Here is a 15,504-nt window from a genome sequence, read left to right as displayed (position 1 = left end):
GAAAGTGCATTAGAAGGTGGCGTTAACTCCAAGTCTGAAGGTTTTGGACTGCGGGTATACTCCGCGGTCGAATCCTATGTCTAAGCTGCCTCTGGCTCCAATCTCTGGGTCAAACCCAGTGTATTCAGTGAACGTGAGCAGGTTGTCAGCAGACACATAGATGCGCAGCTTTTGCAGATGCAGGGTTGATAAAGCAGTGCCAGGCAAAGTGTAACCTACCTGAAGTGTTTTCAGGCGTACATAATCTCCATCCTCTATGTACAGGTCAGATAGTCTGGAGTAGTTTCCGTTGGTGTCGTTCCAGGTGAAACGTGGGTATTCGTTCGTGCTGCCTTCACCGGTCCAGCGATTCAGGAACCTGGACTGCATGTTAGAGCGTACAATGTCATACCGGCGGGTACCATTAAAGATTTGGTGACCGAAAGCACTGTTGAAGAACGCACTAAAGTCAAATCCTTTTACATCAAAGCCCAAGTTAAAACCTATGGTAGTTTTAGGCGTTGGGTTTCCGATCATGGTGCGGTCATTGCCGTCCAGCACACCGTCATCGTTCAGGTCTACAAAGCGTACGTCGCCAGGTACGGCGTTTGGTTGTATGGTTTGTGCCTCAACGTCAGCTTGATTTTGGAAGATACCAGCGGTTTTGTAACCATAGAAGTAGGCAATTGGCATGCCTGGATTGCTTCTAGAAGCTACTCCGTAAGTAGAGAAACCTCCACCATACAGAATTTTCTCTGCGTTATCTATGCTTATTACCTCATTCTCGTTAATGCTTCCGTTAATGCCGAAGTTGTAGTTAAAACTGCTGATGCTGCCGTTATAATTGATAGCTAGCTCAAAGCCTTTGTTTCTAACTTCGCCGCCATTCACCGTTGGTGCATTGTAGCCAGTGCTGGCCAAGATTGGAGGAACTACCAGCAAACCTTTGGTTGATTTTACATAGTAATCAGCTACTAAGGTAAGTTTGTTGTTAAAGAAAGAGAGATCAGCTCCTATGTTAGTTTGCTCTGAAGTTTCCCACTGAAGCTCTGGGTTTGCAGCGGCTTCTGGGGCAGCTCCACTTTGGTAGCCTTTGCCGTCAGGATTGTAGAAGGTATAGCCCCTGCCCACTCCTATGCGGGCTGCCCAAGGGTAGGCCCCTCCAATTTCCTCATTTCCGTTCTGTCCCCAGGAAGCCCTGATTTTGGCCAGGCTCAGCACGTTTCCTTGCGGAAAGAAAGCTTCATCAGACAATACCCAGCCGGCAGAGAAAGAAGGGAAAGTAGCAAACTGATTGTTGCGTCCAAATCTGGAAGAGCCATCGCGTCTTACCGTAGCAGAGAACAGGTATTTGCCCTGGTAGTCATAGTTTGCCCGCCCGAAGAAAGAAAGAATGGCTCTTTCACTGGCTCCGCCGGTGGCAATAGCTGTTCCGGCGCTTACGGCTAAATTCAGGTAAGCCATGTTAGGGTCTGAAGTTACCAGGCCAGTGTTTGATCCGAAGAGGCCTTCGCTACGTGATTTTAAAGCCGAGGTACCCAGAACCAAACCTACACTATGCTCACCAAAGTTGCGGTTGTAGTTGAAATAGTTTTCTGTTTGCCAGGTGTAGTAGCGATCAGTACCTCTTGAAGCCAGAGCATTGGAATTTTGCTGAGCTGCATTCAAGAAGTAAACAGGGTTGTAGTTGCTAGTAACCACATACGCCAAGTCAATGCCTAACGTAGAACGGAAGGTAAGGCCTTCAATTAGCTTTACTTCGCCGTAAAGGTTACCAACCAGTTTGTCTACCGTAGTACGCCCATTCATTACCTGTAAGCGAGCCAGGGGGTTTACTACTTCCTGCGAAGCGTATTCTGAAATACCGAATACGCGGCCGTTAGCATCACGCACCACAGGGTTTAAGGTATAGGTGGAAGAAGCCAACCTGTCTGGGTCTGTTTCATACACCGGGGTTATGGGGTCAATGTTCAGAGCATTACTTAAAATACCCCCAAACTCCTGGTTGGCGTCAAAGGCTCTACGGTTAATGTGGGTATAAGCTAGGTTAGTCCCGAATCTCAGGAAGCTTTTAACTTGATTATCGGCGTTTATGCGGGCTGTGTAGCGTTTAAAGTTAGACTTCTCACCGCCTACAATACCGTTCTGGTCAAAATAAGAAAGAGCAGCGGCGTAAGAAGACTTCTCCGTACCACCGGTAACAGTTAATTGATGATTCTGGATAGGAGCGTTCTTCTCAAATATGGCGTCTTGCCAGTTTGTGCCCTCTCCAAATTGTTCTGGGTTGGCAAAAGGGGGCGCCATGTTTGCGTTGGCGGCGCCTTCATTCATCATGATGGCATATTCACGGGCATTCAGCAACTCAACTTTCCGCCAAGGGTTCTGAATACCGGCGTACCCGTCATAAGATACCTGCATGGTTCCGTCTTTTCTGCCTTGCTTGGTAGTAATGAGTACAACCCCGTTTCCGCCTCTAGCTCCGTAAATTGCTGCGGCTGCGGCATCTTTTAGAATTTCCATGGAGGCAATATCTCCTGGGTTAAGGTAGTCAATGCCGCCAACTGGGAACCCGTCCACTACATAGAGAGGGTTTGAATTGCCGGTAGAGCCAATTCCCCTGATGCGTACGGTAGGGGCATCACCGGGTTGACCCGACACGTTGGCTACCTGCACCCCCGCTACCCGTCCCTGAAGCGCCTGCTCAATTCGGGTAACTGGTGTTTGGGTAATTTCTTCAGGAGTCACAGAAGAAACGGCGGTAGTTACTTCTCTTCTTAACTGGGTGCCATAGCCCACCACCACTACTTCGTCTATTGACTGGCGATCTTCCTGTAACGTGACATTGATAGTGGTGCGGCCATTGATCGGCTCCTCTTTAGGCAGAAAACCTATATAAGAGAATACTAAGCTGCCCCCGTTGGCTGGAGCCTGAATTTGATATTGCCCATTCACATCTGTAGAGCCGCCGGTGGTAGTGCCCTTCACTACTACGCTCACACCCGGAAGAGCTTCTCCGGTTGCCGACGTTACTCGTCCAGTAATTGGGGTCTGGGCGAAGGCTACTCCACATAAATGGAACAGCAGGTAAAAGAGTAGTTTTTTCTTCATGTGTTCGTTTTATTTTTTTGTTTGTGCGGGTTTGCTGAGATAAATGTAAGAGAGGTGAAGGGGAGTGTCCTAACAATGTACTACATCAATACTACATCACCCCCTGCTGCACTACTACATCAGTACTACTTCATTTGCGAAAAAATGTGGGTCTATTACATGTATAAGCCTTTTTTAAGAAAAGCATGTATTGTTTGCCTTTTTCACAAATATGTGCTTAAATTGAACCTATAAAATAGCAAAGTTGCATCAGGTATGAGCTTCCCCACGTCAATTATAAAGGCTGCTTTGTTTTCTTTGGTTTGTTGTGTCACCACTACAGGTAATGCGCAGCAGTACTTCTTTGGCCACCCCATTATCCGCAATTTCAAACCCGAAGAATTTAAAGGAGGTATTCAGAGCTGGGCCATAACGCAGGACAGCCGGGAGTTAATGTACATAGCCAATAATTTTGGGTTGCTGGAGTTTGATGGGGCTACCTGGAACATGTATTCTCTGCGAGCGGGTACCAAAGTGCGGTCAGTGTACATAGGGCGCGACGACCGGATCTACGTGGGTGGCCAGGCAGACTTTGGCTTCTTTAAACCTAATGCCTCCGGAGCTCTACAATATTTTTCATTAGCTGACAGCCTGCCGGAAAAGCACCGTAATTTTGACGAGGTATGGCGGATTTATGAGCAGAACGGTAGCATCATCTTCTTTACTTTCAAGAACATATATAAATACCATCCCGGAAAACCTATTCAGGTAATTGCCCCCACTGCCCCCTTAGAGTTTTCCTTTCAGGTACATAAGAACATCTATACTCTGGTTTGGACCAAAGGCCTTTCCGTTTTAGACAAGAATCAATTACGATTGCTGCCAGGCGGTGATTTTTTCGCCTATAAACAGGTGGCTTCGGTGCTGCCCTATGATCGGGATAATCTTATTGTTTTCACTATTAAAGACGGGGTGTTTCTCTACGATGGCCGCAGTGTAAAACCTTTTGAATTAACTCAGGAAGAAGCATTCAGAAACATTGTTATCAACCAAGCCATTTTGCTGCACGATGGCAATTTTGCTCTGGCCACCCAAAACAAAGGTTTAGTTCTCTTAGACGCCAAAGGAAACCTGCTGCTCAACACCTCGGTGCAAGAGGGGCTTCTGGACAATACAGTGCACACCATTTACCAAGACACACAGGATAACCTATGGCTGGGGCTGAACAATGGCATAGCCATGGTAGAGTTGAGCTCCCCGTTCAGTCGATTAGACGCCACCATGGGATTGTCAGGTACAGGGTATGCAGCATTACAGAAGGGAAACAAACTGTACGTAGGTACCAACAGCGGCCTTTTTGTTTCAGACATGGCCGGCTACCGAAAGAAATTTATGCTGGTGCCCAACAGCACTGGGCAGGTGTACCACTTGAATAACATTGGTGAAAACCTGCTCATGGCGCACCACAACGGCCCATTTCTGGTGAAGGAAAGCCAGGCAGAATTGGTGCCGGCTGCTAAGGGAGCCTGGGAATTTGTGTTGCTACCTGGTGAATCTGATAAATTAGTACTAGGAGCGTACAATGGTCTCTGCCTTATGAGTCTGAAACAGAACAAGCTGAACTTTCTACACAAATTCAAAGATTTTGAAGAATCTAGTAGAGTGTTGGAGTTTGACAAAGACGGTGACTTATGGATGGCCCACGGCTATAAAGGGCTGTACCGTATCAAGTTTGATGCAGATTTAAGTAAAATAGCCTCAGTAAAATATTATAACTCAAAACACGGTCTTCCTTCTGACCAGTTGGTGAACATGGAAAGGGTGAAAAATGAACTCATCTTTCCAGCCATGACAGGAATTTATAGGTTTGATAAAACTAAGGAAAGGTTTGTGCTTGATAAAGCTTTCTCCAGTCTGTTCGGGCCTACAGAGCACATTGTAGAGATGGAGGAGGACGTGCAAGGTACCATCTACTTTATTTCTAACCATAGGGTAGGCAAAATTACCTACGATAAATTCGGTAAACCCACGTTGGAAGACCAGTTGTTCAAGAACATACGCGAGCAATTGAACGATGATTTGAGCTACATTCAGATTCTGGATAGAAACAACGTGCTCTTCGGAGCCAAGGAAGGGTTTATTCACTACAACGCCGGTAAGAACAAGAAGCTGATGCCTTTCCATACTCGTTTGGCGAGCGTGGCCAGTATTTCAGGCGAGACAGATTCTCTTCTGCTCTCCGGGAGGGTAGTGGATAAAGCTAGGGATACCACGCTTCCCTATGCCTACAATTCGCTCAGGTTTGTGTATTCCTCTTCTTTTTATGAGAAACCCGAGAAAACACAGTACCAGTACTATTTGAAAAATTTTGATTCCAGCTGGTCAGAGTGGACTTCTAAAACCGAGAAAGAATATACGAATCTTCCCGAAGGTACCTATGTGTTTCAGGTGAGAGCGCGCAACATTTATGGAACTATAAGCGAGGCAAAGCCTTTTACTTTTGTGGTAAATCCGCCGTTTTACCGTAGCCACTGGGCTTATTTGGTGTACACGCTACTTGGCTCCCTTGTGCTGGGGGCGGCTTTTTACCAGGTAGACAAGCGTTACAAAAAAGAAAAACGCCGCCTTATTCTGGACAAAGAGCGGAAACTAGGGCAGAAAGACCTGGAAATACGGGAAATCACAAACCAGAGTGAACAGGAGATTGATCGCTTACGCAACGAGAAGTTCCAGGCCGAGTTAGACCACAAGAACCGCGAGCTCACGTACTCCACCATTCACCTCATCAATAAAAATGAACTGCTTAGCAGTGTAAAGCTGGAGCTGCAGAATATATTGAAAAACGGTGGCCGCACCGGAAGCCAGGAAGAACTGAAGAAGATTATCCGCAGCATTGACCACAACATCACGTCGGAGGTAGACTGGAAACAGTTTGAATTGCACTTCAACCACGTGCACGGCGATTTTATACACCGGTTGCAAGAGAATTACCCAAGCCTGACGCCGCAAGAGATAAAACTGAGCACCTACCTGAGGCTGAATCTGACTACCAAAGATATAGCCCAGCTGTTAAATATATCTGTACGGGGTGTGGAGATAAGCCGCTACCGCCTGCGCAAACGACTCAGCTTAGACCGCAGCGAAAACCTTACAGATTTTATGTTGAAGTATTAGTTAGAGTGCTTGTTTTAGGCCTGTTTTTGAAAAAGCAGGCCTAAAACAAGCACTCTAACTAATTCCACTTAGGTGTTGATAAATAGCTAGGTAGTTTTTGGGCAGCGGCCTGAAGCATTGTTTTATTAGCTTCTTTTCTTTTTTCGTCCTCTAGATTGTTCGTATAGTTCATGAACAGATCAATCATTACTACCCGGTTGTAATCATCTAACTGAGAGTCTTTGATCATGTTGAGAAGTTGTTGTTCAAACTGTGGAGCAAAACGACTTTCAGCAATGGCCGAACTAATGCGGTGTATGTTGCCAAAATAATGGTTCTGAGAAGGGTTTTCAATTTGCAGGCTAATACCCAAAAGTAGGTTCAGTACGTTAATGTTCAGCACCTCAAGTTCATAGACGTATGTTCTACGGGCTGCAAAACTATAGCTGCCATTGCTCATCTTGATATATCGCTCATCTAAGATGTCCAGCAGGGCTCTAATGAAAATTTCCCAGTCCCCCGTTTGGGCAGAAAGCTTTGCAATATTTTGAATATGTTCATCAGGGCCATAGCCGCAAGTACGGGTAACTACCCTTTTTCTCTTTAGTTCCAGAGCCGCTTCAGGGGAGTGATATTTTGCCACATACTCTTCAAACTCAGATGTAGATTTCCCGGTTGTAATAGACTGTGTTAAGGCATTTGTAAGTAGCGTCTTGAACTTTGCAGTGGTAGCAATGCTTTGGTCAATTATTTTGAATCGGTTTACTTCCCACTCATTAATTCTTTGAACAAGAATTTTTAAGCCCTTTTCATCAAGCTGGTTATTGATAGTATATTCTGGTTTGCTAGTTTTCCAGTTTATGTACTGCAAAAACTGAAGAATGGCGTCTTTACTGGGTAGTTTTTCATAGGGATTGTATCCGTAATCTTTGGCATCAGAATAAAAAATCTGAGCTGTAGTGTCTACCAAAGAATTTGAGTACTGCAGCATACGGGTATATGTCACAGGAAGCCGTTTTGGCTGAAACTCTTCTACTAAATAGAATGCTTCCAAGGTTTCCTGAGAGTAATCAGTTTTAGGATAATGTTGCCACAGATACTTGCCTTTTAGTGGGCGATTATAAACTTCTGGTAAATTTTCTCTGGTGAAAGAACGCGCATGTTCTTCATTGAAAGAGACGGCTCTGAATTTGATTTGGGAATTGCCATAAATATCTGATACTCTTTCTTTTAAAACTAATAACTCCGGCAGCACCTTGGCGCTAGGGTATTTCCTCAAGAACTCTTTAAAAGGAAGGTTCTGTTCCATATCTCGAATTGCCTCACGCACATTTCCTGAATTTAAATAAACATAATGCGCTTTTGCCTGAGGTTTGGAGAAATATTGAAGATTAACCTCGCTCTTTTCGAAATTGATGTTTATGGAATCTACAATGGATTTAAATTTGCTAATAGTGATGGGGCTGTAGACAAAATTATTCTGGTTTGGCTTAAACCCAGACAATCCCTGCGCTTGCGGTGTATTTGCCATGGAGAATTTCAGAATACCAATAGCCAGTGCCAATATCAGAAGATTGACAAATACAAGTTGTACCAGGAAACCAGAGCGAAACGTTTTGGTTGCTCTCATGGCAGTAGCAGTTAATTGAAATATATTTATAGGGTTGCTTTGCTACACAAATTTTGCTCTGGCCGCCTTGTTACCGCTTGGCCCTTTGGTACTGCACCGGCCACTCCAAGTCAGCCCCCAGTTCTTTTGCCGCTTTCATGGGGAAATAAGGCTCACGCAATTCCTCTCGGCCCAACAACACCAAATCTGCCTGGCCAGAGGCAATAATTTCCTCTGCTTGCTCCGAAGATAAAATCAAACCTACCGCGCCCGTGCGCATGCCGGTCTCTTTCTTGATCTTCTCCGCGAACTCCACCTGATAACCAGGTTTAGCTGGAATTGGGGCCAACACATTTCCGCCAGTGGAGCAGTCAATTAAATCTACGTTTTTTTCTTGAAGCATGCGAGCCAACTGTACAGAATCTTCACTGGTCCAACCGCCTTCGGTCCAGTCAGTGGCGGAGATGCGCACGAATAGAGGCAATTCTTTAGGCCACACCTCCTGCACGGCCGCCACTATCTCTATCAGTAGCCTGATGCGGTTCTCAAAAGAGCCTCCATACTGGTCGGTGCGGTGGTTGCTGAGGGGCGAGTAAAACTCATGCAGCAGATAGCCGTGGGCAGCGTGAATTTCAACCACCTTGTAACCGGCATCCAAAGCCCGAATGGCGGCGGTTCTGAAGTCTTCTATTACCTTTCGGATTCCGTCTTGGTCTAAGGCAGTGGGGGCAGGGGTATCTTCTGAGAATGCTATGGCGCTGGGGCCAACGGTTTGCCAGGCGCCTTCTTCCTGTGTCAGGGCGTGGCCTCCGTGCCAAGGTGCGTGGTGGCTGGCTTTTCTGCCGGCGTGGGCTAACTGAATACCCGGCACGGCTCCGTGTGCCTCCAAGAAAGCGGTTATACGCTTCAGTTCGGGTAGGTGCTCATCTTTCCAAATACCAAGGTCATGAGGAGTGATTCTGCCCTCGGGCGAAACGGCTGTCGCCTCCTGAATAATTAATCCCGCACCGCCCACAGCTCGGCTGCCTAAATGCACCAAGTGCCAATCGTTGGCAAATCCGTCTTGGCTGGAGTACTGGCACATAGGCGAAACGGTAATCCTGTTCTTAAACGTGACGCTTTTAATAGCGAGGGGGCTGAAAAGTTGACTCATACTGCTTAAGTTGACTGAACTGTTTTACTGGATAGCATAACAGTTGGTTATGTCCGCGGCTTCTGTTTTAGGTCTGTTTTCTTCAAAACAAGCCGAAAACAGAAGCTACTGTGGTGTTGGTTTAGGCTGATCTGGGTGGGAGACTCTGAAAGCGGGCGCTTCATAATCTGTTGGCAGATAATCAATGGGGGTGGTAACCTGATTACCATCACGCACCGCGCGGTAATGAGGCGAAAGTATCTCTACACCGCCTTCGTTAAACTTGTCCTGAATGTTCTGGTGCAGGTTAGAGTAAATCTTGGCTTGGCGGTTAGGTTGGTCTGTATAAGCGTTGAGCTGGTAAGCCGGATAAAAATCTTCCAGACTGGTTTGCAGCACAAACGGGGGCTTGTCTTTCAGAATACCATCAGTTGCCAGTGCGGCGTCAATTAACAGCTGGTGCACCTGTTTCCAAGGTACATCATAGCCAATGGTGACGGTAGTGCTTAATATGAGGCCCAAATCTTGGCTGGAGGTGCTGTAATTAACCGTGTGGCCTGACAAAACGCTGGAATTGGGTACCGTTATGTCTTCGTTCTTGATGGTTCTGATGCGGGTTACCAGCATATTTTTCTCCACTACATCACCTACAATCTCACCTATCTTTACACGGTCTCCAACTTTAAAAGGGCGCATATAGGTAATGACCAAGCCGGCCACCATGTTGGAAATAGCTGATGAAGAACCCAGCGAGAACAAAATACCTAAGAAAACAGACACACCCTGAAAAATAGGGGAGTTGGAGCCGGGCAGGTATGGGAAAATCACGATGAACATGAACACGTACAGCAGAAACCGAACTATGTTGAAGGTGGGCATGGCCCAGTCGCGGTGGAAGCCGGAGATGTTCAGTTTGGCCTGGTCCACCTCCAGTGCAAAGAAATGCACCAGCTTTACAGCATATCTGGTGAACAGAAAGATCACCAAAATGGTGAACAGGTTGGGCAAATACCCAATAATGTTCCGGATGATGCGGGTAGCCGGAGACAGCACCCAGCTTATCAAAGTATCGGCCCAGCCTTGCGTTTGCGGAAAAATGCTGAAGAGCAGCGGCAAAGCCAGGTAAAATGTGAGAAGCAGCAGGAAAATGCGCAGCAGGTTGAGAACAAACACCACAAAACCTATCTGCTTCTGGCGGTCTAGCAACTGGTAGTCTTTTAGCTTTAGGCCAGAGAAGTAAAGGTCGCGTTTAGTGTAGATAAACAACTTAAGATAGCGGAACAGCTTGTTGATTAGAAATATAATAACGAACAGCCCTGCCAGAACCAGCAACGCCAGGCCAATTTCCAGTAAAATATTCTTTAGGCTGTTCTTTTCTTTTTCTACGGCAATGGCCTTTTGCATTTGCTGCAAATACTGTTGAGCCAGTGTTTTGCGGTCAGTGCCGAACCAAAGGGCGTCTATGTCAGTAATGGCCATCACGGTCATTTCGCCATACTGTACCTCGCTCTGGTAATCGCCGTTGTAGACGTGCAGCGAGTCAGAGGAATACAAGTTGGTGTTATAGAGCTTTACCAGGCGACGGTTAATGGCTTCTGCGCGGTCCTGAACAGTGGCGGTGCCTACTTTAGTATAGACCATAAACAGCGTGTCGCCAAAAGGTGCCACCGGAAAACCCTGTGCATTTACTTTCAAAGCCTCTATGCGCTTGGCACGTTCAGCGTTGCGGAGCGAGTCCTGCGTGACCATCTGCAGGTATTTCTGCTCCAGCTCGTTCCGCTTGCCAACCTCAGAAGATTTTAGCTGCTCAATTTCCTGCATCAGTTCCTGCTTGCGCAGTGAGTCCAGAACGCGTTGTTGTTCCTTCTGCTGCAGAAGCTGAGTTGTCTCGGCCAGTCGCTGATTCGTAAGTGAGTCTGAGGGGGCAGCTTCCTGGGCAAAGGCAACGGAGCCTTGAATCAACAGGCAGCACAGCAACAGGAGGCGTTGTAAAGGCAGGCGTAGGAAAAAGTATAGGTTTCTCATGGGCGCTTAGCAGATAAACAGTAAAGCATTAACCACAGGCAAAGGTTTAACGCTGGCGAAGAAGTAATCACTTTCAATAAAGGTTCAGGCTTAGAAGAAGCACTGGGAAAAGGTGCCTTGCTCAAAAATAAAAACGCCGGTAATATATTCCGGCGTTTTGGTGCTGTTTTCTCAAAAGTAGGTCTGAAACAGCTCTTGCTGGCTTTTAAGCTATACACTACCAAGTCAATAAGAGCTGCTAAACCACTTTTCTTGATTCTTAAATAATTGGCCTAGCCCACATATTTTTCAAGTTCTCCTTTTTCAGATGCTTTTATAAGCTTCTTCAGTTCGCCTTTTACCTTTACCTGATTTTCAGGGTTGATGCTGTAGGCTACTATGCCTTTCAAGGTATTCAGCTTCACCGCCTTTTTATCTTTAGACATGGCCTTGTTCTCTACACAATATTTGGTGGCGCTGGCCAGGTATACGCCCAAAAAGGTAGGGTCTGTTTTGGTTAGTTCTACGGCAGTTTGGTCTATTTCAAAGGTGAAGTCTGGGGTTCCTTCCATCCATTTCAACAGAAACTGCATGGCCGACAGGCGCTGTTGGTTGCTCTCAATGTGAGGGGTAGACAAAATGTAGTCAGCTGCCTGCAACACAGCGTTTTCAGCTTGAGCATAGTCTGCTTTCTCAGTGAGGGAAATTTGACTGAAATCAGGTAAAGTTTGCGCTAAAGAGCCAAAGCTCATGAGGCAAAGGGAGAAAAATGGTAGAAGCTTTTTCATAACTGTGATGTTAGGTTGAGAGATGGATGAATATACAACTTTTTGATTAGTTGCCCCGTCAAGTCAAATCAATTCTGGTGGAAAAAAGAACTGTTTGGTTTTTTAAAGCTCTACAATACGCAACATCTTTTGAGGCTTGTAAATGAAAAACGCCAGCACGAGTGGCTGGCGTTTTTGATGTGTTTTCTGTAAAACAGGCCGGAAACAGGTTTAGGTTAGTTTGCTTCTAAAATTTTGAAGAGTTCGTCTAGCTTAGGGGTGAGGATGATCTCGGTGCGGCGGTTTTTCTGACGAGCCTCGGCGGTTTTGGCTGGGTCTAACGGAACATTGTCAGCGCGGCCGGAAGGGGTGATTTTAGTGCCAGGCAAACCAGCATTAGCCAGAATACGGGTAATTTCAGTCGCACGCAACACACTCAGGTCCCAGTTGTCTTGCATTCCCTGGGTGCCTCTTGAAATCGGAACATCATCTGTGTGTCCTTCTACTAATACGTTTACATCTTCCTGGTCTTTGAGGGCAGACGCCAATTTGCGTAGGGCATCCTGGCCTTTGGCGTCTACCTTGGTAGAACCAGACTTAAACAACAGTTGCTCTGATAGGGACACGTATACCTTGCCGTTGCGCACATCTACTGATAGATCTTTGCTGTTAAAGCCCAGCAAAGCATTGCTCACTTTGTTGCGGAGAGCGTCTACGGCTTTGTCTTTCTCGGCCAGAATGCGCTCCAATTCGTTCAGGCGTTGTTCACGGGCTTGTAAATCTGAACTGAGTTGGTCTAGCTGAGAGCGGTTCTTGGTTAAAGTCTCATTCAGCTTCTTCATTTCATCCTCGCGGCGTGCAAGGTCTTTTGAAAGCTTAGACGTTTCCAGAGCGCTGTTGGCTAAAAGCTTGTCGTGGTTCTTAATAAGCTTGTCATAGGTGTTGCTGAGTTCGCCGTACAGGCTTTGGGTCTTGCGGTAAGCTGAGCCTAGTTGGGCGGTATCAGCGGCCAGACGTTGGCGCACTTCGCTTAAATCTGCCACCTGCTTGCTCAGGTCAGAGCGCTCTAAGGTGGTTTGGGCAAGTGTAGCCTCACATTCAGCTTTCTCCCGCTCCAGGTTTACTTTCTGAGCCAGCAGATCGTTGTACTTTTTGGTGGTGGTACAAGAGCCTAAGAGGCTAGTACCTAACAAGGCCACGCCAACATAGCGGAGCAAAGATTTCTCTAACATAACTGAAACGTTAAATAAAGGATTGGTAGTTGGTTTGGTTCTTGGTGCCCTTCTGATTTCAGATGAGCAAACGAGTTCACTGACAATTACTCAGCCGCTACACCGGGCATTACGCAAAGATAAAAACGCTGTGCTCTTGCCCAAGTGCCGGCTGGCGTTTTGCTGCTCTTTTTTAAAAATCAGGTAAAAAAGAAGCCGGAGCAAAGGCCCCGGCTTCAGAACATATTTTATGGAGCACAGATAACCTGTGCGCTGCGCCAGTGGCTTAGTTGCTGCTTTGCAGCAACTGCAGGATTTTCTCAAAGTTAGGAGCCAAGATGATCTCGGTACGGCGGTTGCTCTGACGGGCCTCTGGAGTACGGGTCATGGCTACCGGAGTAAACTGACCGCGACCAGCAGGAACAATCATTTGCGGCGGAACCCCATTGTTTACTAACAAACGGGTAATTTCAGTAGCGCGCAGTACGCTCAGGTCCCAGTTGTCTTTATAGGTAATGTTGTTAGAGGCAACGGCTACATCATCAGTATGGCCTTCTACTATAATTTCAGTGTCACGGTGAGACTTAACAGCAGAAGCTAATTTACTTAAAGCTGCCTGGCCACTAGGGTTTACTTTAGTGCTACCCGTGGCAAAAAGAAGTTTTTCAGGCATGGTTACATACACTTTGCCATCTCTAACGGCTACTGTAAGACCTTGCTCCTGGAAACCAGCCAATGCTTCGTTTACGGCAGAACGCAATTCGTTCAGAATTCTTTCTTTCTGCGCAATCTGCTGCTGGTACTGGGCTAATTTAGCATCACGGTCACGTAAATCAGCGTTGGCTTTCTCTAAATTGCGCTCAGCGGCAGTTTTCTCCTGCTCTAACGCATTTTTGCTAGCCTCAAGCTCTTTGTATTTCTTTGAAGAGACGCAAGACCCTAAAAGGGTAACCCCAAACACCAGAGCCATGGCGGAAGAGGCGAAACGAATGTTTTTCATAGTGAAAGAATAATAACAATAAAGGGTTTCAGTTGCAAATGTAGTAATAGTGTGCGGTAATTCCGAAGATTTATTAAAATTCGTTGTGTCATTAACGCTTTATAGACAGCTGTAATTGTGTGGTAATAATTTTAATATTAGCATGTGTAGGGATAAATGTCTGTTACTCAAATAAATAATTTTGATAATTTCAGGTATTTAGATGAAGCTTATTTCACAATATTGCTTTTTATTAATGATGTTATTCTAGTTGCTAAACCTTTTTAATTAACTGAATATTCAACAAAATGCATGGGAGAAATAAAGTTTGGAGTATCAAAAAACAGGTGGGAGCTTAGCTTATCTGTGTTTTGGCAGAAAAATGCGGAAGAGAAGGAGACTAACGGCTCTCAGCGAAAAGAAGTGGAAGAAAGCACGTTCTGAAGCATCTGGAGACATGTAGCGCTGCAGCCTAAGATGCTCTAAGCCGAAACGTATTTAAATAAAAGCAGTAAAAAGGCAGATGCCTTAATGGTAAATTATTTAGGAAGTAGGCTGCTACTGTTTCTTTTTTATCTTTGCAGCCTTGTTTGCCATACCTGTGTGTGGTTATTCCCAAGGAGCATCATTGTTGAAAAACCTTAAGGATACCTTATGTCTTGGTTTAGAAGAGTAGAAAAAGGGATTGTTACCCCTACGGAGCAAAAAAAAGAAACACCAGATGGTCTGTGGCATAAGTGCCCTGAATGTAAAACAGTCATCAGTAAGGCAGAGCATCGGCAAAACCTGTACACTTGCCCGTCTTGCGATTTTCATGACCGTGTTAATTCCCACGAGTATTTTGAAATACTGTTTGATGACAACGAGTTTCAGGAGTTAGATGAAAATCTGAGCTCATCTGACCCGCTGAGCTTTGTAGATACCAAGCCCTACCCAGACCGGATAGTGGCCACCCAGCGTAAAACCAATTTGAAAGACGCCGTTCGTACTGCTCATGGTAAGGCAAACGGCGTGGACTTAGTGGTGGCCTGTATGGACTTCAATTTCATTGGTGGTTCAATGGGCTCCGTTGTAGGGGAAAAGATTTCACGGGCCATAGACTATAGCCGCAAACATAAAATCCCGTTTCTGATGATATCAAAATCAGGCGGAGCCAGAATGATGGAGGCGGGCTATTCTCTAATGCAAATGGCTAAAACCTCTGCTAAACTGGCCTTGCTTTCTGAAGAGAAAGTGCCCTACATCTCTTTGTTGACAGATCCCACCACTGGTGGTGTAACCGCCTCTTTTGCCATGTTGGGTGACTTCAACATTTCTGAGCCGGGTGCACTGATTGGGTTTGCCGGTCCACGGGTAATTAAAGAAACCATTGGCAAAGACTTGCCTAAAGGATTCCAGAGTGCGGAGTTTGTGTTGGAGCATGGTTTTCTTGATTTTATAGTACACCGCAAAGAGCTGAAACAGAGATTAGCTGATCTTCTTACAATGCTAGCTGAACCACAGGCTACGCCAGCAGTTGAACCTGCGGTAGCCAAAGCGGTAGCTAAGTAAAACAGTACATATACCTTTTAGAAACGGTGCCT

General features: G+C 46.0%; 9 protein-coding genes. 2 read left to right on the top strand and 7 right to left on the bottom strand.

Features of this window, described 5'->3' with window-relative positions:
* Positions 1-9: 9 nt before the first annotated feature.
* The gene (locus tag A8O23_RS08305) at positions 10-3,087 is read right to left on the bottom strand and encodes a SusC/RagA family TonB-linked outer membrane protein (RefSeq protein WP_066619371.1); all 3,078 of its coding nucleotides are present in this window, start codon (positions 3,085-3,087) and stop codon (positions 10-12) included.
* A gap of 255 nt (positions 3,088-3,342) precedes the next feature.
* Between A8O23_RS08305 and A8O23_RS08300 the strand changes: the two genes are divergently transcribed.
* On the top strand, positions 3,343-6,240 hold the full coding sequence (locus A8O23_RS08300; RefSeq protein ID WP_082882956.1) for a ligand-binding sensor domain-containing protein: 2,898 nt from the start codon (positions 3,343-3,345) through the stop codon (positions 6,238-6,240).
* Between the two features lie 58 nt (positions 6,241-6,298).
* Here A8O23_RS08300 and A8O23_RS08295 read toward each other — a convergent pair whose 3' ends face one another.
* From A8O23_RS08295 to A8O23_RS08270, 6 genes are all read right to left on the bottom strand, one after another.
* A complete protein-coding gene (locus A8O23_RS08295; protein ID WP_066619367.1) occupies positions 6,299-7,849 on the bottom strand; it encodes a hypothetical protein in 1,551 nt (516 codons plus the stop codon).
* Positions 7,850-7,919: 70 nt separating this feature from the next.
* Positions 7,920-8,981: an NADPH dehydrogenase NamA gene (gene namA, locus A8O23_RS08290; RefSeq protein ID WP_074988342.1), complete on the bottom strand. Its 1,062-nt coding sequence runs from the start codon at positions 8,979-8,981 to the stop codon at positions 7,920-7,922.
* Positions 8,982-9,086: 105 nt separating this feature from the next.
* On the bottom strand, positions 9,087-10,985 hold the full coding sequence (locus tag A8O23_RS08285; protein ID WP_066619355.1) for a mechanosensitive ion channel family protein: 1,899 nt from the start codon (positions 10,983-10,985) through the stop codon (positions 9,087-9,089).
* Positions 10,986-11,257: 272 nt separating this feature from the next.
* Entirely contained in the window at positions 11,258-11,752 is a 495-nt protein-coding gene (locus A8O23_RS08280) for a hypothetical protein (protein WP_153042119.1), read from the bottom strand.
* 215 nt (positions 11,753-11,967) lie between these two features.
* Positions 11,968-12,963 carry an OmpA family protein gene (locus A8O23_RS08275; protein WP_066619347.1) on the bottom strand — a complete coding sequence of 332 codons (996 nt, stop codon included), beginning with the start codon at positions 12,961-12,963 and terminating at the stop codon, positions 11,968-11,970.
* A 265-nt stretch (positions 12,964-13,228) separates the two neighbouring features.
* Positions 13,229-13,942 (bottom strand): OmpA/MotB family protein, encoded by a 714-nt coding sequence (locus tag A8O23_RS08270; protein WP_066619343.1) that lies wholly within the window; start codon positions 13,940-13,942, stop codon positions 13,229-13,231.
* Between the two features lie 633 nt (positions 13,943-14,575).
* On the opposite strand from A8O23_RS08270, the gene accD reads away from it, so the two are divergent.
* Positions 14,576-15,472, top strand: coding sequence for an acetyl-CoA carboxylase, carboxyltransferase subunit beta (accD, locus tag A8O23_RS08265; protein ID WP_066619340.1), 897 nt, complete (start codon positions 14,576-14,578; stop codon positions 15,470-15,472).
* The last annotated feature ends 32 nt before the right edge of the window (positions 15,473-15,504 follow it).

This window comes from Rufibacter roseus (assembly GCF_001647285.1).
Lineage (GTDB): Bacteria > Bacteroidota > Bacteroidia > Cytophagales > Hymenobacteraceae > Nibribacter > Nibribacter roseus.
The sequence above is the reverse complement of the archived record's forward strand: the minus strand, read 5'-3'. Positions and strand labels throughout refer to the sequence as shown.

What these genes read in the sequence shown, in the direction of transcription:
- A8O23_RS08285 (WP_066619355.1), bottom strand. Translation starts at nt 10,985, where the DNA reads ATGAGAAACCTATACTTTTTCCTACGCCTGCCTTTACAACGCCTCCTG.
- A8O23_RS08280 (WP_153042119.1), bottom strand. Translation starts at nt 11,752, where the DNA reads ATGAAAAAGCTTCTACCATTTTTCTCCCTTTGCCTCATGAGCTTTGGC.
- A8O23_RS08295 (WP_066619367.1), bottom strand. Translation starts at nt 7,849, where the DNA reads ATGAGAGCAACCAAAACGTTTCGCTCTGGTTTCCTGGTACAACTTGTA.
- namA (WP_074988342.1), bottom strand. Translation starts at nt 8,981, where the DNA reads ATGAGTCAACTTTTCAGCCCCCTCGCTATTAAAAGCGTCACGTTTAAG.
- A8O23_RS08300 (WP_082882956.1), top strand. Translation starts at nt 3,343, where the DNA reads ATGAGCTTCCCCACGTCAATTATAAAGGCTGCTTTGTTTTCTTTGGTT.
- accD (WP_066619340.1), top strand. Translation starts at nt 14,576, where the DNA reads ATGTCTTGGTTTAGAAGAGTAGAAAAAGGGATTGTTACCCCTACGGAG.
- A8O23_RS08275 (WP_066619347.1), bottom strand. Translation starts at nt 12,963, where the DNA reads ATGTTAGAGAAATCTTTGCTCCGCTATGTTGGCGTGGCCTTGTTAGGT.
- A8O23_RS08270 (WP_066619343.1), bottom strand. Translation starts at nt 13,942, where the DNA reads ATGAAAAACATTCGTTTCGCCTCTTCCGCCATGGCTCTGGTGTTTGGG.
- A8O23_RS08305 (WP_066619371.1), bottom strand. Translation starts at nt 3,087, where the DNA reads ATGAAGAAAAAACTACTCTTTTACCTGCTGTTCCATTTATGTGGAGTA.